At 60.4% G+C, this 21,996-nt stretch carries 29 protein-coding genes; 1 reads left to right on the forward strand and 28 read right to left on the reverse strand.

Annotated elements, in window-relative coordinates; all coding sequences use genetic code 11:
• Positions 1-87: 87 nt before the first annotated feature.
• The 24 genes from ACRX4W_RS00330 to yqeB all read right to left on the reverse strand — a co-directional run bounded on the left by ACRX4W_RS00330 (position 88) and on the right by yqeB (position 16,141).
• The gene (locus tag ACRX4W_RS00330; protein WP_006235280.1) at positions 88-525 is read right to left on the reverse strand and encodes an arginine repressor; all 438 of its coding nucleotides are present in this window, start codon (positions 523-525) and stop codon (positions 88-90) included.
• A gap of 132 nt (positions 526-657) precedes the next feature.
• Positions 658-1,656, reverse strand: coding sequence for a glycosyltransferase family 2 protein (locus ACRX4W_RS00335; RefSeq protein ID WP_158549267.1), 999 nt, complete (start codon positions 1,654-1,656; stop codon positions 658-660).
• A 203-nt stretch (positions 1,657-1,859) separates the two neighbouring features.
• On the reverse strand, positions 1,860-2,684 hold the full coding sequence (gene truA / locus ACRX4W_RS00340; RefSeq protein WP_432298873.1) for a tRNA pseudouridine(38-40) synthase TruA: 825 nt from the start codon (positions 2,682-2,684) through the stop codon (positions 1,860-1,862).
• Between the two features lie 92 nt (positions 2,685-2,776).
• Entirely contained in the window at positions 2,777-3,244 is a 468-nt protein-coding gene (rplQ, locus tag ACRX4W_RS00345) for a 50S ribosomal protein L17 (protein WP_006235277.1), read from the reverse strand.
• Between the two features lie 30 nt (positions 3,245-3,274).
• Positions 3,275-4,216: a DNA-directed RNA polymerase subunit alpha gene (locus tag ACRX4W_RS00350; protein WP_006235276.1), complete on the reverse strand. Its 942-nt coding sequence runs from the start codon at positions 4,214-4,216 to the stop codon at positions 3,275-3,277.
• A gap of 32 nt (positions 4,217-4,248) precedes the next feature.
• Complete coding sequence (gene rpsD / locus ACRX4W_RS00355) at positions 4,249-4,845, reverse strand: 30S ribosomal protein S4 (protein WP_006235275.1); 597 nt, start codon at positions 4,843-4,845, stop codon at positions 4,249-4,251.
• A gap of 19 nt (positions 4,846-4,864) precedes the next feature.
• On the reverse strand, positions 4,865-5,269 hold the full coding sequence (gene rpsK, locus ACRX4W_RS00360) for a 30S ribosomal protein S11 (protein ID WP_006235274.1): 405 nt from the start codon (positions 5,267-5,269) through the stop codon (positions 4,865-4,867).
• A gap of 14 nt (positions 5,270-5,283) precedes the next feature.
• The gene (gene rpsM / locus ACRX4W_RS00365; protein WP_022094275.1) at positions 5,284-5,658 is read right to left on the reverse strand and encodes a 30S ribosomal protein S13; all 375 of its coding nucleotides are present in this window, start codon (positions 5,656-5,658) and stop codon (positions 5,284-5,286) included.
• Positions 5,659-5,672: 14 nt separating this feature from the next.
• A complete protein-coding gene (rpmJ, locus tag ACRX4W_RS00370) occupies positions 5,673-5,786 on the reverse strand; it encodes a 50S ribosomal protein L36 (RefSeq protein ID WP_006363204.1) in 114 nt (37 codons plus the stop codon).
• Between the two features lie 150 nt (positions 5,787-5,936).
• Positions 5,937-6,155: a translation initiation factor IF-1 gene (infA, locus tag ACRX4W_RS00375; protein ID WP_035137443.1), complete on the reverse strand. Its 219-nt coding sequence runs from the start codon at positions 6,153-6,155 to the stop codon at positions 5,937-5,939.
• Between the two features lie 148 nt (positions 6,156-6,303).
• Positions 6,304-7,092, reverse strand: a complete 789-nt coding sequence (gene map, locus ACRX4W_RS00380; protein WP_006235270.1) for a type I methionyl aminopeptidase — start codon at positions 7,090-7,092, stop codon at positions 6,304-6,306.
• Entirely contained in the window at positions 7,089-7,715 is a 627-nt protein-coding gene (locus ACRX4W_RS00385; RefSeq protein WP_055252238.1) for an adenylate kinase, read from the reverse strand. The genes map and ACRX4W_RS00385 overlap by 4 nt, the downstream gene beginning before the upstream one ends.
• Positions 7,716-7,733: 18 nt before the next feature.
• Positions 7,734-9,020 carry a preprotein translocase subunit SecY gene (gene secY, locus ACRX4W_RS00390; RefSeq protein ID WP_035137447.1) on the reverse strand — a complete coding sequence of 429 codons (1,287 nt, stop codon included), beginning with the start codon at positions 9,018-9,020 and terminating at the stop codon, positions 7,734-7,736.
• Positions 9,014-9,463 carry a 50S ribosomal protein L15 gene (gene rplO / locus ACRX4W_RS00395; RefSeq protein WP_006235267.1) on the reverse strand — a complete coding sequence of 150 codons (450 nt, stop codon included), beginning with the start codon at positions 9,461-9,463 and terminating at the stop codon, positions 9,014-9,016. Before rplO ends, secY begins: the two co-directional genes overlap by 7 nt.
• Before the next feature lie 3 nt (positions 9,464-9,466).
• Positions 9,467-9,649 carry a 50S ribosomal protein L30 gene (gene rpmD, locus ACRX4W_RS00400; protein ID WP_006235266.1) on the reverse strand — a complete coding sequence of 61 codons (183 nt, stop codon included), beginning with the start codon at positions 9,647-9,649 and terminating at the stop codon, positions 9,467-9,469.
• A 2-nt stretch (positions 9,650-9,651) separates the two neighbouring features.
• Positions 9,652-10,176, reverse strand: coding sequence for a 30S ribosomal protein S5 (gene rpsE / locus ACRX4W_RS00405; protein ID WP_055252236.1), 525 nt, complete (start codon positions 10,174-10,176; stop codon positions 9,652-9,654).
• A 14-nt stretch (positions 10,177-10,190) separates the two neighbouring features.
• A complete protein-coding gene (gene rplR / locus ACRX4W_RS00410) occupies positions 10,191-10,559 on the reverse strand; it encodes a 50S ribosomal protein L18 (protein ID WP_006235264.1) in 369 nt (122 codons plus the stop codon).
• Positions 10,560-10,634: 75 nt separating this feature from the next.
• On the reverse strand, positions 10,635-11,171 hold the full coding sequence (gene rplF / locus ACRX4W_RS00415; protein WP_006235263.1) for a 50S ribosomal protein L6: 537 nt from the start codon (positions 11,169-11,171) through the stop codon (positions 10,635-10,637).
• A 33-nt stretch (positions 11,172-11,204) separates the two neighbouring features.
• Complete coding sequence (gene rpsH / locus ACRX4W_RS00420; RefSeq protein ID WP_006235262.1) at positions 11,205-11,603, reverse strand: 30S ribosomal protein S8; 399 nt, start codon at positions 11,601-11,603, stop codon at positions 11,205-11,207.
• Positions 11,604-11,722: 119 nt separating this feature from the next.
• Complete coding sequence (locus ACRX4W_RS00425; protein WP_022094280.1) at positions 11,723-11,908, reverse strand: type Z 30S ribosomal protein S14; 186 nt, start codon at positions 11,906-11,908, stop codon at positions 11,723-11,725.
• A 79-nt stretch (positions 11,909-11,987) separates the two neighbouring features.
• Positions 11,988-12,545, reverse strand: coding sequence for a 50S ribosomal protein L5 (gene rplE, locus ACRX4W_RS00430; protein ID WP_006235260.1), 558 nt, complete (start codon positions 12,543-12,545; stop codon positions 11,988-11,990).
• A gap of 307 nt (positions 12,546-12,852) precedes the next feature.
• Positions 12,853-14,166 carry a uracil-xanthine permease family protein gene (locus ACRX4W_RS00435; RefSeq protein ID WP_158568646.1) on the reverse strand — a complete coding sequence of 438 codons (1,314 nt, stop codon included), beginning with the start codon at positions 14,164-14,166 and terminating at the stop codon, positions 12,853-12,855.
• 127 nt (positions 14,167-14,293) lie between these two features.
• Positions 14,294-15,337, reverse strand: a complete 1,044-nt coding sequence (locus ACRX4W_RS00440; protein WP_432298874.1) for an XdhC family protein — start codon at positions 15,335-15,337, stop codon at positions 14,294-14,296.
• 9 nt (positions 15,338-15,346) lie between these two features.
• Positions 15,347-16,141 (reverse strand): selenium-dependent molybdenum cofactor biosynthesis protein YqeB, encoded by a 795-nt coding sequence (yqeB, locus tag ACRX4W_RS00445; protein WP_117802980.1) that lies wholly within the window; start codon positions 16,139-16,141, stop codon positions 15,347-15,349.
• Positions 16,142-16,243: 102 nt separating this feature from the next.
• Between yqeB and yqeC the strand changes: the two genes are divergently transcribed.
• Complete coding sequence (gene yqeC, locus ACRX4W_RS00450; protein ID WP_432298875.1) at positions 16,244-16,981, forward strand: selenium cofactor biosynthesis protein YqeC; 738 nt, start codon at positions 16,244-16,246, stop codon at positions 16,979-16,981.
• A 79-nt stretch (positions 16,982-17,060) separates the two neighbouring features.
• On the opposite strand, the gene hydA is transcribed toward yqeC, so the two are convergent.
• The 4 genes from hydA to ACRX4W_RS00470 all read right to left on the reverse strand — a co-directional run bounded on the left by hydA (position 17,061) and on the right by ACRX4W_RS00470 (position 21,992).
• A complete protein-coding gene (gene hydA, locus ACRX4W_RS00455) occupies positions 17,061-18,428 on the reverse strand; it encodes a dihydropyrimidinase (protein WP_432298876.1) in 1,368 nt (455 codons plus the stop codon).
• 9 nt (positions 18,429-18,437) lie between these two features.
• Entirely contained in the window at positions 18,438-19,052 is a 615-nt protein-coding gene (locus ACRX4W_RS00460) for a nucleotidyltransferase family protein (protein WP_432298877.1), read from the reverse strand.
• A 150-nt stretch (positions 19,053-19,202) separates the two neighbouring features.
• Positions 19,203-20,405 (reverse strand): knotted carbamoyltransferase YgeW, encoded by a 1,203-nt coding sequence (gene ygeW / locus ACRX4W_RS00465; RefSeq protein WP_432298878.1) that lies wholly within the window; start codon positions 20,403-20,405, stop codon positions 19,203-19,205.
• 201 nt (positions 20,406-20,606) lie between these two features.
• Positions 20,607-21,992, reverse strand: coding sequence for a YgeY family selenium metabolism-linked hydrolase (locus tag ACRX4W_RS00470; protein ID WP_099432046.1), 1,386 nt, complete (start codon positions 21,990-21,992; stop codon positions 20,607-20,609).
• Positions 21,993-21,996 lie beyond the last annotated feature (4 nt).

The raw sequence follows: 21,996 nt of genomic DNA on the forward strand, positions 1-21,996 counted from the left end.
CAAACAAAAAGGGGTACCGACCAACGTCGATGCCCCTTACAAGCCACTATGTCAGCGCACGCAATGCCGAGCGCACGGCCCGCACACCTACTTGCGAGAATTGCTCAGCTTATTGATCAGCGCCTCGAGGCGCTCGCCGTCCTCGGCCGTCTGGGCAATAACCAAAATCGTATCGTTGCCGGCAAGCGAGCCAAGCACATCGGGCAACTCTGCCGCATCAACGGCGGCGGCGATGCCGGAAGCCGTGCCAGGCTGAGCCTTGATCATAACCAGATTATCGGTACGCAGAACGCCCGTTACGAGCTCGGAAACCATACGCTGCAGGTGCAGGTCCTCTGCCAGAACATAGATGCCCTCAGGGAGCTTACGCAGCCCCATATCGGCAATATCGCGAGAGACAGTCGCCTGCGTGCAATCAAAGCCCATAGCACGGAGCTCATCGACCAGCACGCGCTGCGTGCGGACATCCTTATTGCGCACAATATCTCTAATGGCATCCTGGCGCCCATTGCGTTTTTTAGCCATACAAACCCTCTCTCCAAAAGATGGCGGAGACAATCAATCAGTGATTGAATAGTTTAACGCTATTTGAAGGCTTTTGTGTATAAGAACGCATTTCGAAACAATTCTATGCAAGTTTGTTTCGTAATGAGCCGTTTAGGCGGTTTTTGCGCCCGTCCGGTTAAGAAAAGCTGCCAGATGCGTACACATCACGCAGCGCGCGGGCTTGGCGCTGGCGATCGGCCCAAACAACAGACCGAGTCCCCGATGGTTATCCTTGAGCGCGGCGACCATCTGACGGGTTCGAGGCGCCTCGAGCATATCACGCATGCGGGCGGAACGCTCGATTGACGACACTCCATGCGGGCTCAGACACAAATTCTCGATGCAGGCGACCAGTCCGGCAAAGTAGAACTTTTGGCTTGCCAGCTTGAGCCGACCACCGCTATCTGCTTCCGAGAGTGAGTCCGCAAGCTCGTCGAGCGCCCGGGCGTCATCGGATACCTTGGCATACATGGTGGGATCAAAGGCATCTGTAAGCTTAGGCGCCGCCGCGTGGAAACAAGCGTCGCCGCATCCGGAGACGCGCTGTGCCTGCGAGAGCGCGCACGCCATAAACCCAACCGTGCGAAACGTCTTATCGCACAAAAGACATGCCTCAAACAGTGGACGGCTGTACATCACGCCAGAGACTTGAGCAACCAAGCCGCCTAAAATCAACTGGGGCAGCCCAGTCACCATAGAAGACTCGTCTTCTATGGCAATAGAGGCAGCATCCAAGACGCGCGAATGACGCTCGCGATGCGCATCGTATCGATCGAGCGACACCGAGGGGAGCACAATGTCTGCCGCAGTATCGCACGCGATATCGACCATCTTGGAAAGGGCCTGCGGAGCAAACCACTCATCGGCGTTCATGGCGATGATTTGAGAGCCGCGCGAGGCATCAAAACCGGCACGAAGACAAGCGCCGCGCTTCGCGTCCTCGACGTCAATCAAATCAATATGGATGTCCCTGTCGGCAGCAACTTGAAGCGAATGGCGCACACCGGGCACAGCATCGCGGCAGACAACGACAATCTGCAAATCATAGAGGTCTTGGTTCTGGATACTCTCGAGCGCACGCATCGCATAGCTGGGCGAACCTTCTACCACAAGGATCACCGAAAGTCGCGGATGCGAACAACGTCGAACCAAGTTTTCCATCCTCTCGATAGCACCAAATCAAACTGTCGTTCATGGTACACCCGAGCTATAAAAGCAACGAGCCGCCTAACATGTTGCACGCCAAGAACAGATGTTGCACACGCGCAGCTCACACATAGTATGTGCAAGGCACAGACGCGCCGAGCACTCCCCTAGTCGAGAACGACAAGCTCGTCGGGGCCGTAATCCACACCCATAAACGTAAGGCCGCAGGCAGGCGCCGTGGGACCCGCAGCGGTTCGGTCACGGGCGTCAATAACCTCGCGCATCCACTGGGGATCGCAACGATGCATGCCAATCTCCACGAGCGTTCCTACAATGGTACGCACCATCGAGTGCAAAAACGCATTGCCCTCGATAGTGAAGGTCAGGATATCCTCGCCAAAAGCGACCTCGTGGCCAAACTCCGCACGCATCACGCAGCGGTGCGTGGGCTTGCCCACAGCAGAGGCAACCTTGCAAAAGCTCTTAAAGTCCTGCTCGCCCAAAAGCGCAGGGCAGGCGGCCGCCATCGCATCGACGTCGAGGGGATAGCGATGCCACCACACCGCACCGCGCGAGAGCACGGGGCGCGCATCGCGATCGGCAATACGGTACGTATACGTACGGGACCGCGCGTCAAAGCGGGCAGAAAAGCCCCTACGGGCCTTGTAGACCTCGTTTATGGCGATATCTTTGGGCAGGAGGGCATCCATAGCCCTCAGCCACCTACGGCGCGTCAGAGCAAGCTCAGCGTCCGTTACGGGCACGCTAATGTACTGGGCCACCGCATGCACGCCGGCATCGGTACGACCCGCACACGTCAGATCGATCGGGCGGCGCAGCAGCGTCTCGATAGCGCGGCGCAACTCGCCCGCAACGGTCGTCTGGCCCGGCTGCTCGGCAAATCCGCTATAGGACGAGCCATCATAGGCAACACAGAATACAAGCGTGGCATCGAGCTCAGGAATCGAATTGAAATCAGACGGCGCGGTCATGGGCGCTCCCAACAAACAATCAACGGTATCGCGACAAAAAAAGAGGGGTACGCGAACGTACCCCTCGAATATAGCCTATGCAGACGGATTGTCTACTCAGCGGTCTCCTCAGCAGGAGCCTCCTCGACGGCCTCGACCTTCTTGGGAGCAGCGGCCTTCTTGGGGGCCGGAGCAGCCTTCTTGGCCTTAGGCGTGCAAGGCTCGGTGACGAGCTCCATGATAACGATAGGAGCGTTGTCGCCCTTACGGTTGCCGAGCTTCATGATGCGGGTGTAACCGCCGTTGCGGTCCTGCCACATGCCCTGGGCAGCCTTGTCGAAGATCTCGGCAACGAGCTGCTTATCGCCGAGCTTGGCGATAGCCAGACGACGAGAGTGCAGGTCGCCCTTCTTGGCCCAAGTGATGATCGGATCGACGACCGAACGCAGCGCCTTAGCGCGGGTCTCGGTGGTCTTGATGCGGTCGTTCTCGAAGAGGGCCTTAGCAAGGCTCTTCTTCATGGCCTTGGTGTGGCTCGCATCGGTGCCGAGCTTCAGGCCCTTCTTAACGTTGTGACGCATGGTCTAGTTTCTCCTCAAATATGCGAAGCATTAAGCCTTCAGGCTCAGGCCCATGGACTCAAGCTTGTCCTTCACTTCCTCGATCGACTTAACACCGAAGTTACGGATGTTGAGCAGATCGTTCTCCGAGAACTCAACGAGTTGACGGACCGAGTGAATGCTGGCGCGCTTAAGGCAGTTGTAAGAACGGACGGAAAGGTCCAGATCCTCGATCTGCTTGTCCAGCTCGGCGTTGTCGTTGGTGACCTCGGGAGCGAAGATCGAAGCCTCCTCCTCAACCTCGGGGGTCTCGGCAAGGTTCATAAAGGCGGCCATATGCTGATTGATGATATTGGCAGCCTGGACCACGGCGTCGCGCGGGGCGATGGAGCCGTTGGTCTCGATCTCGAGGACAAGGCGGTCGTAGTCGGTGTGCTGACCGACACGGCAAGCCTCAACGAGCTTGGCGCAACGGGAAACCGGCGAGTACAGCGAGTCGACGTGGATCACACCGATGGGATCGTTGTCGCGCTTGTTGGCCTCGCCAGAGACATAGCCGCGGCCATAGCCGATGCGCATGCTCATGGTGAGATGGCCACCCTCGGTGAGCGTAGCGATGTGCTGCTCGGGGTTGACCAGCTCAAACTCGGACGGAATAAAGAAGTCCGCACCGGTGACCTCGCAGGGGCCGTCAACCGAGATGGTGGCGGTCGCCTCGTCGGTCGTGCCGAGAGCCCTGAAGACAAGACCCTTGACATTCAGGACGATGTCGGTGACATCCTCGACCATGTTAGGGATGGTCATGAACTCGTGCTGCGCACCATCGATCTGAATAGCCTCGACGGCGGCACCCTCGAGCGAGGACAGAAGAACGCGACGAAGGGAGTTACCCAGCGTATCGCCGTAACCACGCTCGAGCGGCTCGACGGAGACACGAGCAGACGTCTCGTTGATCTCTTCGACCTGAACCTGAGGCCTAATGAATTCTGACATGTATTACCTCCAGCCTCAGCAGCCCGGATGGACTACTTAGAGTAGAGCTCGACGATGAGCTGCTCGTTGATATCACCGCTGATCTGCTCACGCGTCGGCAGAGCGAGCACGTTACCAGACAGCTTCTCGATATCGACCTCGAGCCAGCCAGGGACCTCAAAGCGCTCGGAGGAAATCAGGGCCTCCTTGATGGGGAGGAGGTCACGGAACTTCTCGCCGACAGCGACGACGTCGCCGGCCTTGACGCGGTAGGACGGGATGTCCACACGCTTGCCGTTCACGGTGAAGTGACCGTGACGGACGGACTGACGAGCCTCTTTGCGGGTGCGGGCGAAGCCAAGACGGAAGACGACGTTGTCGAGGCGAGACTCAAGGATGATCATGAGGTTCTCACCGGTGACGCCGTTCATCTTGCGGGCCTTGTTGAAGTAGCCGTGGAACTGCTTCTCCAGAACGCCATAGATGAACTTGACCTTCTGCTTCTCGCGCAGCTGCATGCCGTACTCAGATTCCTTGCGACGGCGCTTGGGCTGACGGATAGATTCCTTCTTGCTGCTGTAACCGAGCTCAGCGGGATCGATCCCGAGCTGACGGCAGCGCTTAAGAACAGGAGTCCTGTCGATTGCCATATTGATACGATCCTTTCAGTTACACGCGGCGACGCTTCTTGGGGCGGCAGCCGTTGTGCGGAATGGGGGTCTTGTCCTGGATGCTCGAGACCTCGAGGCCAGCAGCCTGGAGGGAGCGGATGGCGGTCTCACGACCGGAGCCGGGGCCCTTGACGAAGACGGAAACCTTCTTCATACCGTGCTCCATGGCCTGCTTGGCAGCAGCCTCGGCAGCCATCTGGGCAGCGAACGGCGTGGACTTACGGGAGCCCTTGAAGCCCACCTGGCCAGCCGACTTCCAGGAAATGACGTTGCCCTGGGGATCGGTGATCGAAACGATCGTGTTGTTGAACGTAGAACGAATGTGAGCCTGGCCCACGGAAATGTTCTTACGGTCCGCGCGCTTCAGACGGGCAGCGCGAACGTTCTTCTTAGCAGTAGCCATCTATCTAGCGCTCCTTATTTCTTCTTCTTAGCACCGATCTGACGCTTCGGGCCCTTGCGGGTACGAGCGTTAGTGTGGGTGCGCTGGCCGCGGACCGGGAGGCCCTTGCGGTGACGAAGGCCGCGGTTGCAGCCGATGTCCATAAGGCGCTTGACGTTCTGGTTGCGCTCACGGCGGAGGTCGCCCTCAACCATGATCTGGTTCTTATCGATATAATCGCGGATGGCGTTAACCTCATCCTCGGTGAGGTCCTTAACGCGCGTATCCACGTTAACGTTGCACTCGACGCAGATCTTCGTCGCAGTGGTGCGGCCGATGCCGTAAATGTAGGTCAGACCGATCTCAACGCGCTTCTCACGCGGGAGGTCGACACCATTAATACGGGCCAACGTAGTCTCCTCTCTTAACCCTGACGCTGCTTATGACGGGGGTTCTCGCAAATGACGAGGACCTTGCCATGGCGCCTAATGATTTTGCACTTATCGCACATCTTCTTGACCGAAGGACGTACCTTCATCGTTCTTCCTTTCGGTAGCGCTCAAACTACTTCCCTACTATCTACTCGCCCAGCCGCAGGCGTTTAAAACTATGGCTGGTCTTCACACACAATCCGACCGTAGGTTGAGCTAAGCCTGCAGCCGGAAATGGAGTGCGTGTATGCGTGCCGCTATTTGTAGCGATAGGTGATGCGGCCACGGGTCAGGTCGTACGGGGAAAGCTCCACGACAACCCTGTCACCGGGGAGAATACGGATGTAATTCATTCGAATCTTGCCAGAAATGTTGCACAGAACCGAATGACCGTTCTCGAGCTCGACCTTAAACATGGCGTTGGGCAGCGGCTCCTTTACCGTACCCTCGAGCTCAATTGCGTCTTCCTTCTTCACAAGCAATCATCTTTCTCTAGAAAACGACAGCGATTGAGTATTATACAATACGCATGCACGTATCGTAATATCTTCGTAATGGCTCCACAACTAAGCGGAACTTGTTACTTTTCAGAAATGTAGATGCCGACGTGTTTGAACGCGGCCCCTACATTTCACCGCCCTGCAAGGAACACCAAGCACCTTGGGCATCCGTGGTGAGAATCACCGGACCGTCATTGGTAATGGCGACGGTGTTCTCGTAGTGCGCGGCGGGCAGGTGGTCGTTGGTCGTAACAATCCAACCGTCGGAGCCCGTGCTCACATGGTTGGAACCCATCGTAACCATCGGCTCGATGGCAATGACCATGCCGGCCTGGAGGCGAACGCCCCTCCCCTTCTTTCCATAGTTAGGAACGTTGGGGTCCTCGTGCATCACGCGGCCAATGCCATGACCCACATAGTCACGAAGCACGCCGTAACCGTGAGACTCGGCAAGGGACTGAACGGCATAACCGACGTCCCCGATATGGTTACCGGGAACAGCCTGCTCGATGGCAGCCTTAAGGCAATCGCGCGTGACCTCGCACAGGGCCTTGGCCTCGGGCGTAGGGGTGCCGACGAAAAACGTCCAAGCGTTATCGCCAACCCAACCGTCGACAACGGCTCCCGTATCGATGGAGATGATATCGCCATCGCGCAGGATCATGTCGGGGTTGGGAATACCGTGGACCACGGCATCGTTAATCGATGCGCAAATGGTACCGGGGAACCCGCCGTAACCCTTAAAGGCCGGGGTGCCGCCATGCATACGGATAATCTGCTCCGCGAGCTGATCGAGCTCAAAGGTCGAAACACCAGGGCGCACCATGGCTCCAACGTGGCGGAGCGCCATCTTAGATAGCGCTCCTGCCTTCTTCATCTGCTCGATTTGCGTTGCAGACTTAATCTTGATCATAGACCGAGAGCCTCTTTGACATCCCCGTACACGGTCTCGCGAGCCTGGTCACCGTTGACCGACTTGAGCAGACCCTGGCCACGATAGTAGTCGACGAGCGGGCTCGTGGACTTCTCGTAGACGTCGAGACGGTTCTTGATGGTCTCGGGCTTGTCGTCGTCGCGCTGATACATCTCGCCGGCGCACTTTGGGCAGGTAGCATCGGCAGCGGTGCCGGTGTAACCGCAGGCGCGGCAGGTGCGACGCGAAGACAGACGATCGATGATGACCTCGGGGGCCACGTCGACCAGAAGGGCGCAGTCGATCTCGCGACCCATGGCGGAGAGCTCGGAATCGAGCGTCACAGCCTGGGCGGTGTTGCGCGGGAAACCGTCGAGGATGAAGCCCTGCTGGGCGTCATCGGCAGCAAGGCGCTCCTTGACAAGGTCGATCACGAGCTGGTCGGGAACGAGCTCGCCAGCGTCCATGTACTTCTTAGCCTGAATACCAAGCTCGGTGCCACCCTTGACGGCAGCACGCAGCAGGTCGCCCGTGGAAATGTGAGCGACGCCAAACTCGGCGACGAGCTCCTGTGCGACGGTGCCCTTACCGGCACCCGGAGCTCCGAGCAATACGAGGTTCATGAGCAATCCTCCTCTAGCCTATTTAAAGAATCCATCGTAATCATACATCTTGATCTGGCCTTCGAGCTTATCGACCGTGTCGAGTACGACGCCGACCATGATGAGGATGGACGTGCCGCCAAATGCCTGGATCAGATGGTTACCCGTGAAGGAGAAGATGATCGAAGGCACGATGGCGATGAGCGCCAAAAAGACAGCGCTGGGAAGCGTGATCTTGTTGAGCGCGTTCTTGATGTAGGCCGCGGTAGCCCTACCCGGACGGACGCCCGGAATAAAGCCGCCCTGCTTCTTAAGGTTGTCGGCCGTGTCATCGGGGTTGAACACCATGGAGGTGTAGAAGTACGCGAAGAACACGATGAGGACAACATTAAGCACCCAGTTGAGCCAACCGGTCGAAAGCGCAGAGGCAACTGCCTGAATCCAGCCGATGCCGGGGAAGAACACGGCAATCTGAGCCGGGAAGTACAGCAGCGCCGAAGCGAAGATGATCGGCACGACACCCGCGGTGTTGACCTTGATGGGCAGGTAGGTGGTCTGGCCACCCATCATGCGACGGCCCACGACGCGCTTAGCGTAGGAGACCGGAATGCGGCGCTGGCCGCGCTCAAGAAAAACAATCAGCGGGATAACCAGCAGGATGATGGCGCAGATGATCACCATGGTGATGATGCCACCGGCATTACCCTCGGTGCTGGAGAAGATAGCCTGCGGCAGGCCGGCCATGATGTTCGCAAAGATGATCAGGGACATGCCATTGCCGATACCGCGCTGGGTGATGAGCTCACCAATCCACATGATCAGCATGGCGCCCGCGGTGAGCGTACCGACGATCATGAGGTCAAAGATGATCTCGGGGGCACCGGCACCGTTGAAGCTAATGCCGAAGCTCTTAAAGAGGAAGAGGTAACCCACGGAGTTGAGGATTGCCAGAGCCAAGGTGAGGTAACGCGAATACTGCGTAATCTTGGTCTGACCGACCTCGCCCTCGCGGGCAAGCTCATGCAGGGAAGGCACAACGGCCTGGAGCATCTGGAGGATGATCGAGCTGGTGATGTAAGGCATGATGCCCAGCGAAAACACCGACACATAGCTCAACGCGCCGCCAGAGAAAAGATTCAGGAGGGCCATAGCACCTGCGGCGACCGAATTGTTATCGGTCGAGAAAAGGCCCAGCATCCCCTGGAAGGGAATGCCGGGCACAGGAACGTGCGCACCAATGCGGTACACGACGAGCATAGCTATGGTAAAAAGAATCTTTTCGCGCAATTCTTTGATGCGGAAAGCATTCTTAAGACCATTTAGCACGGCAGCTCGACCTTTCCGCCGGCGGCCTCGATCTTGGCCTGCGCAGAAGCGCTGACCTTGTCGACCTTGACCGTGAACTTCTTGGTGAGCTCACCATTGCCGAGCACCTTGACGGGCTCGAACTCGCTCTTGGTGATGCGAGCGGCCTTAAGAGCGGCACCGTCGATCACAGCGCCGTCCTCGAACTTACGCTCGAGACGCTCAACGTTAACAGCGGTGTACTCGATACGACGGGGGTTGCGGAAGCCCGGAAGCTTGGGCAGGCGCATAGCCAGCGGAGTCTGGCCACCCTCGAAGCCGGCACCCTTGGTGCCACCAGAGCGGGAACCCTGGCCCTTCTGGCCGCGGCCAGAAGTGGTGCCGTGACCCGAAGAATTGCCACGGCCGACGCGCTTGCGGTTCTTGGTGGAACCGGGCGCGGGAGTAAGATCGTGAAGCTGCATTTGCTACTCCTCTACAATCTCGACAAGGTGCTTGACCTTGAAGATCATGCCGCGGACGGACTCGTTGTCAGCAATCTCGCGAACCTCGCGGATCCTGTGGAGACCGAGGGCACGGACAGTACGGACCTGATCCTGCTTGCAACCGTTGGTGCTGCGGACCTGCTTGATCTTGATGGTGTCAGCCATGCTTAGTTCTCCTTACCGACGAACATCTCGGAGACCGTCAGGCCACGGCGAGCCGCGACGTCCTCAGGGCTGGAGAGCTCCTTGAGGCCCTCGACGGCAGCCTTGATGATGTTGAGGCCGTTGTCGGTACCGAGGGACTTGGACAGGACGTTCTTGATGCCAGCAAGCTCGAAGAGGGGACGCACAGCGCCGCCGGCGATAACGCCGGTACCCTCGACAGCGGGCTTGATGATGATGCGGCCGGCACCAAAGTGGCCGAGAACCTCGTGCGGGATGGTGCCCTGCTCGGTCACCGGCACGTGGAACATGTTCTTCTTGGCATCGAGAGACGCCTTGGAGATGGCCAAGGGCACCTCAGCGGACTTGCCCATGCCAACGCCGACGTTGCCCTTGCCGTCGCCAACGACGACGAGAGCGACGAGGCTCATGCGACGACCACCCTTGACGGTCTTCGACACGCGGTTGATGTAAACGACGCGCTCCTCGAACTCGGAGGCCTCGCGCTGCTGCTTCTGATTACGAGCCATGTGCTACATACCTCCTAGAACTCGAGACCGGCGGCACGAGCACCGTCGGCGAGGGCCTTGACGCGGCCATGGTAGATACGGCCACCGCGATCGAAGGCGACCTTGGTGATGCCGGCCTCGATGGCACGCTTGCCAACGAGCTGACCGACCTTCTCCGCAGCCTCCTTGTTCGAGGTGTGGGTGCCCTTGAACTCGGCCTCGAGGGTCGAGGCAGAGACAAGCGTCAGGCTGGAGCCCTTGCTGTCGTCGATGATCTGGGCATAGATGTTGGCGTTAGTACGGGTCACGCGAAGACGCGGACGCTCGGAGGTACCCGAGACCTTGCCGCGAACACGACGCTGACGACGCTTGAGGCCTTCCAGCTTCGCCTTATGCTTGTTCATACGTAAACTCCTAAAAAGGTTGATCTTGCCAGCACCTGACGGGGTGCTGGTCTTATGCGAGTGAGTCGGTTACGACTACTTGGCGGCCTTACCCAGCTTGCGGCGGATGTGCTCGCCAACGTAGTGGATACCCTTGCCCTTGTAAGGCTCGGGAGGACGATGGCCGCGGATCTCAGCGGCGATCTGACCGACCTGCTGCTTGTTGATACCCTTGACGTTCACGTGGGTGTTGTCGGGAACCTCGAAGGTGATGCCCTCGGGAGCCTCGACGATCACGGGGTGCGAGAAGCCCAGGGAGAACTCGAGGTTCTTGCCCTTCTGCTGCACGCGGTAACCGACGCCGGCGAGCTCGAGCTTCTTCTCGAAGCCCTCGGAAACGCCAACAACCATGTTGTGGATGAGGGCGCGGGTGAGGCCGTGACGGGCACGGGTCTCACGCTCGTCGTCGGGACGGGAAACGGTGAGGACGTTGTCCTCGACGTTGATAGCGAGCTTCTCAAAGACATCGAGCTCGAGCTGGCCCTTGGGGCCCTTGACGACAACGTTGTTGCCGTTGACTGCCACTTCGACTCCGGCGGGAATCTGGACAGGCTTATTACCGATACGAGACACGGTGATCTCCTTTCCTTCTACCTACCGAGCGAATTACCAGACGTAAGCGATGATCTCGCCGCCGACGTTGTGCTTGCGAGCATCGCGGTCGGTCATGACGCCATGGCTGGTGGAAATAATGGCGGTACCAAGGCCACCGCGGACGCGGGGCATGTCGGCAACGCCGGTGTACTTACGCAGGCCCGGCTTGGAAATGCGGCGGATGCCGTTGATGACCTTAGCCTTCTTGGGACCATACTTAAGCGTGATGTGCAGAGTCTTCTGGGGAACGGTGTCCTCGACATCGTAGCCCTCGATGTAGCCCTCCTCGTGCAGAACACGAGCGATCTCGACGAGCTTCTTGCTGCTCGGCATGGAGACCGTGGCCTTGTTCACAGAGTTAGCGTTACGGATGCGCGTAAGCATATCTGCGATCGGGTCTGTAAGGTTCATACAGATTCTCCTTCGTTCTTGATGAACACGTGCTCTTGGTTCTTCGCCGCCCTTAACGGCAAAGCCTAACTAGCGCGTTTTCCCTGTTCCAAACTGATGCTTGAAACGCTGGTAGTGACTTACCAGCTGGCCTTCTTAACGCCGGGAAGCTCGCCCTTGAGTGCAAGCTCGCGGAAGCAGACACGGCACAGGCCGAACTTGCGGTACACAGAGTGCGGACGGCCGCAGCGCTGGCAGCGCGTGTACTCACGAGTAGAGAATTTCTGCTTGCGATTGCACTTGACGATCATCGATGTCTTAGCCACTTATATCCTCCTCACATAGAGTATTGTTCGCCCCAAGCGCCGCCCCCTTGTGGGAACGGCGCTCATAGGGCAGGTGAACCTATTTCTTGAACGGGAAACCGAAGGCGTCCAGAAGGGCCTTGGCCTCCTCATCGGTGTTGGCGGTGGTCACGAAAGTGATGTCCATACCACGCTGGTGATCGACGGAGTCGAAGTCGATCTCGGGGAAGATGAGCTGCTCGGTGACGCCCATGGAGAAGTTACCACGGCCGTCGAAGCTCTTGGCCGAGATGCCGCGGAAGTCGCGGATACGGGGGATCGCGACGGAGGTCAGACGATCGAAGAACTCCCACATACGGTCGCCACGCAGGGTAACCTTGCAGCCGATCGGCATACCAGCGCGCAGGCGGAAGGTAGCGATGGACTTGCGGGCACGGGTGATCATCGGCTGCTGGCCGGTGATGGCGCGCAGGTCGCGCACGGCACCGTCGATGGCCTTGGAATCGGTAGCGGCCTCGCCGACACCCATGTTCACGACGATCTTCTCAAACTTGGGGATCATCATGACGTTCTCGTACTGGAACTTGTCCTGAAGCTGCTGCTTGACCTCGTTGTTGTACTTGGTCTTCAGACGCGGCACATACTTCTCTTCTGCCATTGTTCACTCCTTCTTGGGGTTTTAAGCACGGGGCGTGGCCACGATGGGTTGTCCTCGTGCCTCCTGGCTGCATCCGCGCCGCTCATGGCATTTTGCGGTTTGGACTCGACGCAGCAGGAGCCGACAAAACAATCGGTACTATACGCGCATCGGGAGCGTATTTCCAGAAAAACCTCGTCTGCCTGCACAACTCCACAACTCCCCCGCACAAATGGATCCCAAAAAGCAGTTGCGGTGAAATACGGACTGTTTGGCGGCCTAACAGGCTTAAACAGTCCGTATTTCACCGCAACTCATATATGGGGCGTTATTTTTGGTGGGGCAGGACCAGGTTGAGGACGACGGCGACAAGCGCGGCGACGGCAATGGAGGATCCGCCAAAGACGGTGCCAACCCATGCGGGGAATCCAGCGCCAGCAAGCGCGCCGGCCGTGTGCTCGATGCCCGTGCCGAAGGCGATGGAGAGGCCCATGAGCGTGGTATCGCGCTGAGACAGGCCGTGGCGGGAAAACATGACCACGCCGTTCATGCCGATGGTCGCGAACACGCCGATCGTGGCGCCGCCGATTACCGGCTGCGGAATGGACGTGAGCACTGCCGCGCACTTGGGCAGCAGGCCCGCGATGAGCAAGATGGCGGCGGCAAGCGTAAAGACCACACGGTTGACGATCTTGTTCTCGGCGATAATGCCCACATTCTGGCCAAAGGTTGCCGTGGGGACGCCGCCCAAAAAGCCCGACAGCATACCGACCAGGCCGTTGGCGATCAAACCGCCCGAAATCTGGCTATCGGTCGCAGGGGTATCGAGCGCAGCGGACGAGACAGCGGCAAACTCGCCCATGACCTGCACGGCGTTGACAATGGCGACAACGCCCACGACGGCGCACGCGGCCGGGTCGAACACCAGGCGATGGGCGCCCAGGGCAGGCGGAGCAAACCAGCTGGCGGTCGCGATAGCCGAGAAATCGACCATGCCCAACGCTGCAGCCAAAACAAAGCCCGCGCAGATACCGGCCAGGATGCTGCCCAGCCTAAGCGCGCCCTTGCCGTAGTTACCGGCCATAAAGGTGACGACAAACGTCACGAGCGCGACGGCCCAGTTGGTGACACTGCCAAAATCGGCAGCGCCCTCCCCGCCCGCCATGGAGGCAACTGCCACTGGGCATAACGACAGGCCAATGACAAAGATGACGGTGCCAAGCACCGGGGCCGGGAACAGAAAGCTCACACGCCTAAACAGCAGGCCGAAGAGCACGACGAGCGCGCCGCCGATTACCTGGGCGCCCAGCACGGCCTCAAAGCCGAGCTCAAGACCGACCGCCTTGAGCGCCGGCACGAAGGTGAAGCTCGCGCCCATCACGATGGGCAGGCCCGAACCGACGACACCTTTTATGGGGAACTGTTGAAGGAAAATGTCGAGCGCCGAGAGGACGAGCGACGCCTGGATGACAGCGGCTTCCTCTTGAGGGGTAAAGCCACAGACCGACGCGATAATGATGGCGGGCGTGACGATACCAGCGAATGCCGCCAGCACATGCTGCAGCGCATGGGGTAATACCTGCACAAACGAAACTTTTCCCGTACGCTCGAACAGGGCATCCCCTGCTGCCGACTCTGCCATTTGCGCCTCCCATACCTTAAGCAGCGGCCCCATGCCGCTCAACGGTCGGACATTATAGGGCATATGACACAGGTAGCATTTTGACCCGCATGCGGCAGAGGGCTGGGGCAGCTCATGTGGGATGCGATTAGCGCTTGCGGGGGACGAGCTTGGTGCGGCGCAGGTGGATCATCTCGGCGGCTATGGAGATGGCGATCTCCTCGGGGTCCTCGGCCTCGATGGCAACGCCGATCGGCAGGTGCAGCTCGTCGATCTGGTCCTGCGTAAAGCCCTCCTGCTCCAGGCGGGCGCGCACAAAGGCCGTCTTGCGGCGCGAACCCAGACAGCCCAGATAGGCGGGTTTGGCGCGCATGGCCTGAATCACCACGTCGATATCGGACTTGTGGCCTGCTGTGGCAACGACCACCAGGTCGCGCGGGCCGATTGGGCACTGCTCGCTCAGGTTCTTGTAGTCGACCAGACGACGGTCGTAGACACCGGGCACCCATTCGGGGGTCAGCGTGCCGGGGCGGTCGTCGCAGGCCACGACGGCAAAGCCCGCCGCCGTGAGCACCCGCGCCGTCGCAGCGCCCACGTGGCCGCAGCCAAAGATATAGGTCAGGCCCTCGGGGCAGAGCGTCTCGATGTGCGCCGGGGGAATCTCGGAGGCGGCGTTGGTGTAGGTGACCTTACTCCCCTCCTCCACCAGCGAAAGCTCGGGGCAGCCGGCAATGGTATGGCGCGATGTCTCGCCATGGTACTCAACCACATCGCCCTCGAGCGCGCTCGCGATAAACGGCTCAAAGTCGATGACGAAGTCGCCGATGCGCCGATAGGCCAAGACGTCGGCAACCGACTGGAACAACGGTGCCTGGGTCGAGTCCAGATGCAGGTAGCACAGGCAGATGGCCCCGCCGCAGATCATGCCGGTATCGGAGTTCTCGCCGCCCATGGTGTAGCGGACCAGACGCGATTGCCCTGCGGCCAGCAGCTCGCGCGCCTCGTCCAGCGCAAAAAGCTCAATCTTGCCGCCGCCGATGGTGCCCGCTTGGCTGCCATCGGCAAAGACGGCCATCCAGGCGCCCACGCCGCGTGGTGATGACCCCGCCGTACCGGCCACGACCACGAGCTCGCACGTCTCGCCAGCACGCAGGGCGGCAAGCGCCGCATTCACAACATCGAGCTTTTCCATTGCCGCCTTCTATCCTCTAAAGACATCGGTGAGCATAGCGAGTGCCTCGAGCACGCCGCCGCCGACCGATGTCGCCTTGTCCGAAATATAGTTGATGTAGCTGGCGTCGCCGCGCGGATCGACATCGGCGCATTTAAAGCCCTCAGTCACCTGCACGCCGTTCGCCAAAAGCCCGCGCAGACAGCCATCGATCTGCGTGCACATGGGCGTATCGCCCGCGTAGCCAATCACGTCTCCGGCGCTCACGATGTCGCCGATTGCGCGGTCGGACCGAAACACGCCGGCGGCGGGGCTGTGGATAACACGTTCCTTGCCATAGCCGGCGATAATGCCCGGCACGCCCGTGTTAGGCTGGGGCGAACCTTGGGTAATGACACGGCCGAGAAAATGCCCGCGCATGGTCTCGACCACGGCGTCGCAGTCAACCGGCGCGGTAAAGCCCGGCCCCACGGCGATGACGGCGGGCGCCATGTCGCGCGTGGTGCCCAAGTTGCGCTTAGCCAAAATCGCGTCGACCACAGCCGCGGGTTTCAGCTCGCCGATCATCTTGGCCTGGGGGTCTACCACAACGGCGACGTCTCCAGCCTCGGCAATCGCAAGCGCCTCAGCCGGCGTCTGTGCCAAGCGAGCGCGAATGCCCTCGACCTGGACCTCGCCCAGGCGAATGGCCTCGCAAAAACTGATTGTGCGGCGGATGCACGTGGGAACCGCGATATCGGCCATGACAACCGACACGCCGGCGCGCACCAAACGGGCAGCGACACCCGTGGCGATATCGCCGGCGCCGCGAACATAAACGAGCATTCCCGGGGCACCTCCCTGTGCTACGGTTTGAGCAGAGCAAAAGCGGTTCGGCCGCTACTCTGATGATTATTTATTATCACAGTATTATACGGCGGTGAACAGATGGAAACGGTTAGCGGCAATCTTGCCTCCGCGCTCAGGATCGAGTCGGGCATTACCGCGATTATCGGCAGTGGCGGTAAGTCGACCTTGCTAAAGACGCTGGGTCTCGAGCTCATGCGCGCTGGCGGCCGCGTGCTCCTCTGCACCACCACGCACATGTTTCCCGTCGCCGGCGTGCCGTGGGACGGGTCAAACCGTCGCCTGGATGCCGCGCCTTGGAAGCCGGGTGCCGCGCATGCCCCCGGCTGCACCTGCGAGGCCTGCGCGGGCCTTGTGCGCGGAAGCATCTGCCAGGCGGGTGTTTTGAACCCGGAGACAGGCAAGCTCTCCGCCCCCGCCGAGCCGCTCAACGAGCTGGCGCAACGCTTTGACTATGTGTTGGCCGAGGCAGATGGCAGCAAGCGACTCCCGCTCAAGGCACATGCCGCCTGGGAGCCGGTCGTTCCCGCCGGCACGGCAAACGTTGTCTGGGTCGTCGGCGCCTCGGGGCTGGGCAAGCCCGTCGCCGAGGTTGTCCACCGCCCCGAGCTCTTCTGCGAGCGCTGCGGCTGCGAGCCCACCGACGCTGCCGCCCCAGAGCGCGTCGCCCAGGTGCTCAATGCCGAGCTGCAGATGCTGAACCTCAGCAATGCCCGTATCATGCTCAACCAAGCCGACACGCTTGCCGACCCAACAATGGCAGATCGCTTCGAGGCAGCCCTCAACCGCCCCCTCATCGCCACCAGCCTCCAGGGGTAGCAAATTTGGGACGGGGCTCTTTTTGCTACCCCGTCCCAAAAAATCATCTCCCAAATTAGCTACCCCGGCGGTCTTCCCGTTAGCGGGGCACGTAGCGGCCGGGTTGGGCTCCGGTGGGCTCGCCGTCGCGTGCCGCCAGCACGCCGTTCACAAACACGGCCTTGGCGCGGCCATGTGCCTCAAAGCCCTCGAGCGGCGTGTAGTCCACGGCCTGATGCTGCGTCGCGGCGCTAATCGTCCAGCGCGCCTTGGGATCCCACACGCACACGTCGGCATCGGCGCCCTCGGCAAGACAGCCCTTGTGCGGATACATGCCAAAGACGCGCGCCGGGTTCTCGCTCATCAGGCGGCACAGATCCTCGGGACCCAGCTGTCCCTCAAAGCTCGTAGCGATCGCGACGGGGCGATGCTCCACGCCGGGTCCGCCGTTGGGAATCGCGCGGAAGTCGTCACGCCCGCGGTCCTTTTGCCCGTGCAGGTTAAAGCTGCAGTGGTCGGTCGCAATCGTATCGATCTCGCCGGCCACAAGCGCCTCGCGCAGTGCCGCACGGTCACCCGCATGGCGCAGCGGCGGGCTCATCACATACTTGGCGCCCGCAAAGCCGTCCTCGCCCTGCTCCAGATAGCAGGTATCGTCGAGCATCAGATACTGAGGGCAGGTCTCGACATAGATGCTCTTCTGCCCGCGCGCCTTGGCAGCGCGAATGGCCTCGAGCCCCAGCTTGGTCGAAAGGTGCACCACGTTGACCGGAGCATCCCCGGCCAAGTGCGCCAGATATAGCAGACGGCTCACTGCCTCGGCCTCGCACACATCCGGACGGCTGAGCGCATGGCCCTCGGGCCCGTGGATACCCTGCTCAAACACGCGCTTCTGCAGCTCGTTCACGAGCGTGCCGTTCTCGCAATGCACGCACAGGATACCGCCTACGCGCTTGAGCTCCTCCAGCACCTCGAGCGTCTCGGCATCGTCCAAGCGCAGGTGGTCATAGGCAAAGTAGGTCTTGAACGACGATACGCCCGCCTCGCGCATGGCCGAAAGATCGGCGCGATTGCGCTCATTCCACTCGGCAAGCGCCATATGGAAGGCGTAGTTGGCCGTGCAGGTTCCGTCGGCGCGGCGATGCCACTCGGCCAAGGCATCGGGCATGGTCACGCCGCGATCGGCTGTCGCGTAGTCCACGATGGTCGTCGTGCCGCCGCAGGCAGCCGCACGCGTACCGGTCTCAAAGCTATCGGCCGTCCAATCCATGCCAGTCCAGCACTGCATGTGCGTGTGGCCGTCGATAAAGCCGGGAAACACCCAGCAGCCCGCGGCATCCTCGACGGTATCGCCCTCGGCCGGCTCGATTGCCGCGGCAATCCGCACAATCTTGTCGCCCTCCATGGCAAGATCGGCGCGGCGAAGCCCCTGGGGCGTCACGAGCGCGCCGTTTTTGATGATGATCATAATTGCTCCTTATTGATTGATGCAGTTGGCCACGCGATCAAAATACGAGCAGGCGGCGATATGCTCCGTTATGCGTCGCTGTCCCTTGACGGTATCGACGTCCCACAGCTCGTAGGCACGCGCCTCGACCAGCACCACGTCGGTACGGTCCTTGAGAATCGAACCGCCGCCGTCCTTACCCTCAAGACACATAAGTGCATCGAACAGTTCCGCCGGAAAGAGCACCGGGCTCGAAGGCTCACCGTTGCACGCAAGACGCACCGGATGCCTGCGGCCATGCTCGTCAAATGCACGAACCATAGCCTCAAAAGAATCCGAACTCACGAGCGGCTGGTCACCCGGCAAAAAGAGGCAACCTTTCCAGTTGCGTTCGACTCCCCACGAAAGGCCCGCACGGACGCTTTCGCTGCGCAGCTCGCCATCGTGCAGCACGCACGGGCAATGCTTGTCATCACAAATCTGAGCGGCCTCGGGCCAACGCGTCGAAACCACGACGTCAAAGCCCCGGGGAACCGAATCAATGGTCCGGGCAATCAGCGGCTCGCCATAGATATCGGCGAGCATCTTGTTAGAGCCAAATCGCTTGCCCTCGCCCGAAGCCATAATGACGCAACCAAGTTTCATGGCGATACCTCCCCTGAAACCATCGTACCCATAACTCGCGTCGCGGGGCATCTACATCGAAAGCGCTTATCCCGCACGCCCACGATGCAAAAAGGGGCACCCCGCCGGTTGGCAGAGCGCCCCCTTTACATGGCTTACCTCAGCCCAGCTTTAGGCCTGGAACCAACGGGCGGTGTTGCGCTCGTCGAGGGCCTTGAGGGTAGCGGCGGGATCGGCAACCTTCTGCAGGAACATCATGGCAGCGATGGCGTACGGCTTGTAGCTGGCCTCCTTGTACATGCCCACGCGGTGCATGTCGAAGACGTCGGCGTTGACCTCGCCGTGCTCGCAGGAGACACCGGAGATGTCGGCGGGCAGCGGATGCATAAAGATGGTGTCCTGGCCGTTGGCGGTCTTCTCCATGAGCTCGGTCGTGGAGCACCAGTCCTGATGGGTGGCGTTCTGGGCGAGCAGCTCCTTCTCGAGCGCAGCGATGCCGGCGTCGTCGCCCTCGGCGTACAGGTTGGTGCGCTTCTCCATGGCGGCAAACGGAGCCCAGCTCTTGGGGATCACGATGTCGGCGCCCTCGAAGGCCTCGTCCATGGTGTTGACCTGCTTAAAGGTGGTGCCGGACTCGGCGGCATAACCCTTGGCGCGCTCGACGACCTCGGGCATGAGGTCGTAGCCCTCGGGGTGGGCCAAGGTGACGTCCATGCCAAAACGGGGCAGCAGGCTGATCAGCGACTGCGGGCAGGACAGCGGCTTGCCGTAAGAGGGCGAGTAGGCCCAGGTGACGGCAACCTTCTTGCCCTTGAGGTTCTCAAGACCGCCAAACTCGTTGATGAGGTAGAGCATGTCGGCAGAGGACTGCGTGGGGTGATCGGAGTCGGACTGCAGGGAGATGAGCGTGGGACGGTGATCCAGAACGCCGTCCTCGTAGGCCTGCTGGACAGACTCGGAGACCTCGGCCATGTAGGCGTCGCCCTTGCCGATGTACATGTCGTCGCGGATGCCGATGACGTCGGCCATGAAGGAGATCATGGTAGCGGTCTCGCGGACGGTCTCGCCGTGAGCGATCTGGGACTTCTTCTCGTCCAGGTCCTGCAGCTCAAGGCCGAGCAGGTTGGCTGCCTTAGAGAAGGAGAAGCGCGTACGGGTGGAGTTGTCGCGGAACAGGGAGACGGCCAGACCCGAATCGAAGATCTTGGACGAAACGTTGTTCTCGCGCAGCTCGCGCAGGGCGTCGGCGACGATGTAGAGCGCCTTGAGCTCATCGGTGGTCTTATCCCAGGTGTGCAGGAAGTCGCTGCCGTACATGCCCTTAAAATCGAGGCCGTTCAGCTGCTCGACGAGCTCGGTAAACTTGGCGTCCATGTAAATGTCCTTTCCAAAGATGAAACGATCGCAATGAGTAGATGTGCTCCGGCATGCGCGTGTGGCTAGAACATGCAGAGCACTATGACGAGGACCCGCTACCGTTGAGGAAGCATGGGAGATAACGACCGCGGGCCCCAAGTCAACAGGGGGTGCCGGGGACACGAGCTGTCCCCGGCTCAACAAGATCGAGGAATGGGACTAATCGATCTTGTTGTTGGTCAGACCGGCGCGGAACACGGTGGCGTCGCCATCGGCCTGGCTCGGATCGTAGAGGTTCAGGGCAGCCACATACATGGCGGCAGCGGTGACCAGGTCGTCCTTGTAGGTGACCTCGTTGGGAGCGTGAGCCTGAGACTCGGCACCCGGGCCGAAGCCGACGCAGGGGATGCCATAGCGGCCCTGGATGGAAACGCAGTTCGTGGAGAAGGTCCACTTGTCGCACAGCGGACGACCGGTGCGCTTGTCCATGCTGGGCTCGCAGCCGATGCGCTCGTCACCGAACATGGCCTTGTGGGCGTCGACGAGGGCCTTGACGTGCGGAGCGGTCTCCTTGTTGATCCACGTGGGGAAGTAAGCCTCGGTCTCGTAGACCTCGCCGGTCCAGGACGGACGGTCGTACATGTACATGGAGACCTTCACGTCGTCGCCGTACTTCTTGGCGGCCGGCAGGTTGCGAATCTCGTCCAGGCAGGACTCCCAGGTCTCGCCGGCGGTCATGCGACGGTCGATGGAGATGGCGCAGGAGTCAGCGACAGCGCAGCGGCTGGGGCTGGTGTAGAAGATCTGGCTGACGGTGCAGGTGCCGCGGCCCAGGAAGCGGGCGTCCTCGAAGTGCTCGGGGTTGTACTTGGGGTCGAGCATCTTGACGAGGCCCTTGATGTCGGTCGACTCGTCGCAGCCGTTGTTGTTGAGGGCGCGGACGTCGGCGATGATGTCGGCCATCTTGTAGATGGCGTTGTCGCCGCGGTCGGGAGCGGAGCCGTGGCAGGAGGTGCCGTGAACGTCGACGCGGATCTCCATGCGGCCGCGGTGACCGCGATAGATGCCGCCGTCGGTGGGCTCGGTGGAAATGACGAACTCGGGCTTAATGCCGTCCTTGTTGTAGATGTACTGCCAGCACATGCCGTCGCAGTCCTCTTCCTGGACGGTGCCGACGACCATGATCTTGTAGCCCTCGGGGATGAGGCCCATGTCCTTCATCATCTTGGCTGCGTAGGTAGCAGAAGCCATGCCACCCTCCTGGTCGGAGCCGCCGCGGCCGTAAATGATCTCGTCGGTCTCGTAGCCCTCATAGGGATCGGCATCCCAGTTCTCGATGTTGCCGATGCCGACGGTGTCGATGTGAGAGTCGATGGCAATGATCTTGTCGCCCTCGCCCATAAAGCCCATAACGTTGCCCAGGCCGTCGACCTTGACCTCGTCATAGCCAAGGCTCTCCATCTCGGCCTTGATGCAAGCGACAACCTCGCCCTCCTCGCAAGACTCAGAGGGGTGGCTAATCATTGCGCGAAGAAAACGCGTCATATCAGCACGATGGGACTCAGCCGCAGCCTTAATGGCATCAAAATCGAGTTCTTTAGTCATTGTT

Origin of the sequence: Collinsella aerofaciens, from assembly GCF_964283865.1 — a bacterium.
Classification (GTDB): domain Bacteria; phylum Actinomycetota; class Coriobacteriia; order Coriobacteriales; family Coriobacteriaceae; genus Collinsella.

Bases quoted from the DNA above. Each gene is read 5' to 3' on its own strand.
- rplR (WP_006235264.1), bottom strand. From the start codon at position 10,559: ATGAACAAGCATAAGGCGAAGCTGGAAGGCCTCAAGCGTCGTCAGCGT.
- rpsK (WP_006235274.1), bottom strand. From the start codon at position 5,269: ATGGCTACTGCTAAGAAGAACGTTCGCGCTGCCCGTCTGAAGCGCGCG.
- ACRX4W_RS00385 (WP_055252238.1), bottom strand. From the start codon at position 7,715: ATGAACCTCGTATTGCTCGGAGCTCCGGGTGCCGGTAAGGGCACCGTC.
- ACRX4W_RS00330 (WP_006235280.1), bottom strand. From the start codon at position 525: ATGGCTAAAAAACGCAATGGGCGCCAGGATGCCATTAGAGATATTGTG.
- ACRX4W_RS00460 (WP_432298877.1), bottom strand. From the start codon at position 19,052: ATGAAACTTGGTTGCGTCATTATGGCTTCGGGCGAGGGCAAGCGATTT.
- rpsD (WP_006235275.1), bottom strand. From the start codon at position 4,845: ATGGCAATCGACAGGACTCCTGTTCTTAAGCGCTGCCGTCAGCTCGGG.
- yqeB (WP_117802980.1), bottom strand. From the start codon at position 16,141: ATGCTCGTTTATGTTCGCGGCGCCGGCGATATCGCCACGGGTGTCGCT.
- rpsH (WP_006235262.1), bottom strand. From the start codon at position 11,603: ATGAACCTTACAGACCCGATCGCAGATATGCTTACGCGCATCCGTAAC.
- rplE (WP_006235260.1), bottom strand. From the start codon at position 12,545: ATGGCAGAAGAGAAGTATGTGCCGCGTCTGAAGACCAAGTACAACAAC.
- yqeC (WP_432298875.1), top strand. From the start codon at position 16,244: ATGGAAACGGTTAGCGGCAATCTTGCCTCCGCGCTCAGGATCGAGTCG.
- ACRX4W_RS00470 (WP_099432046.1), bottom strand. From the start codon at position 21,992: ATGACTAAAGAACTCGATTTTGATGCCATTAAGGCTGCGGCTGAGTCC.
- truA (WP_432298873.1), bottom strand. From the start codon at position 2,684: ATGACCGCGCCGTCTGATTTCAATTCGATTCCTGAGCTCGATGCCACG.
- rpmD (WP_006235266.1), bottom strand. From the start codon at position 9,649: ATGGCTGACACCATCAAGATCAAGCAGGTCCGCAGCACCAACGGTTGC.
- ACRX4W_RS00440 (WP_432298874.1), bottom strand. From the start codon at position 15,337: ATGGAAAAGCTCGATGTTGTGAATGCGGCGCTTGCCGCCCTGCGTGCT.
- rplQ (WP_006235277.1), bottom strand. From the start codon at position 3,244: ATGCGTCACAACGTTAAGAAGGGCCTGAAGCTCGGCACCGATGCGAGC.
- hydA (WP_432298876.1), bottom strand. From the start codon at position 18,428: ATGATCATCATCAAAAACGGCGCGCTCGTGACGCCCCAGGGGCTTCGC.
- rpmJ (WP_006363204.1), bottom strand. From the start codon at position 5,786: ATGAAGGTACGTCCTTCGGTCAAGAAGATGTGCGATAAGTGCAAAATC.
- ACRX4W_RS00350 (WP_006235276.1), bottom strand. From the start codon at position 4,216: ATGTCAGAATTCATTAGGCCTCAGGTTCAGGTCGAAGAGATCAACGAG.
- map (WP_006235270.1), bottom strand. From the start codon at position 7,092: ATGATCAAGATTAAGTCTGCAACGCAAATCGAGCAGATGAAGAAGGCA.
- ygeW (WP_432298878.1), bottom strand. From the start codon at position 20,405: ATGGACGCCAAGTTTACCGAGCTCGTCGAGCAGCTGAACGGCCTCGAT.
- rpsE (WP_055252236.1), bottom strand. From the start codon at position 10,176: ATGGCTCGTAATCAGAAGCAGCAGCGCGAGGCCTCCGAGTTCGAGGAG.
- rplO (WP_006235267.1), bottom strand. From the start codon at position 9,463: ATGCAGCTTCACGATCTTACTCCCGCGCCCGGTTCCACCAAGAACCGC.
- ACRX4W_RS00435 (WP_158568646.1), bottom strand. From the start codon at position 14,166: ATGGCAGAGTCGGCAGCAGGGGATGCCCTGTTCGAGCGTACGGGAAAA.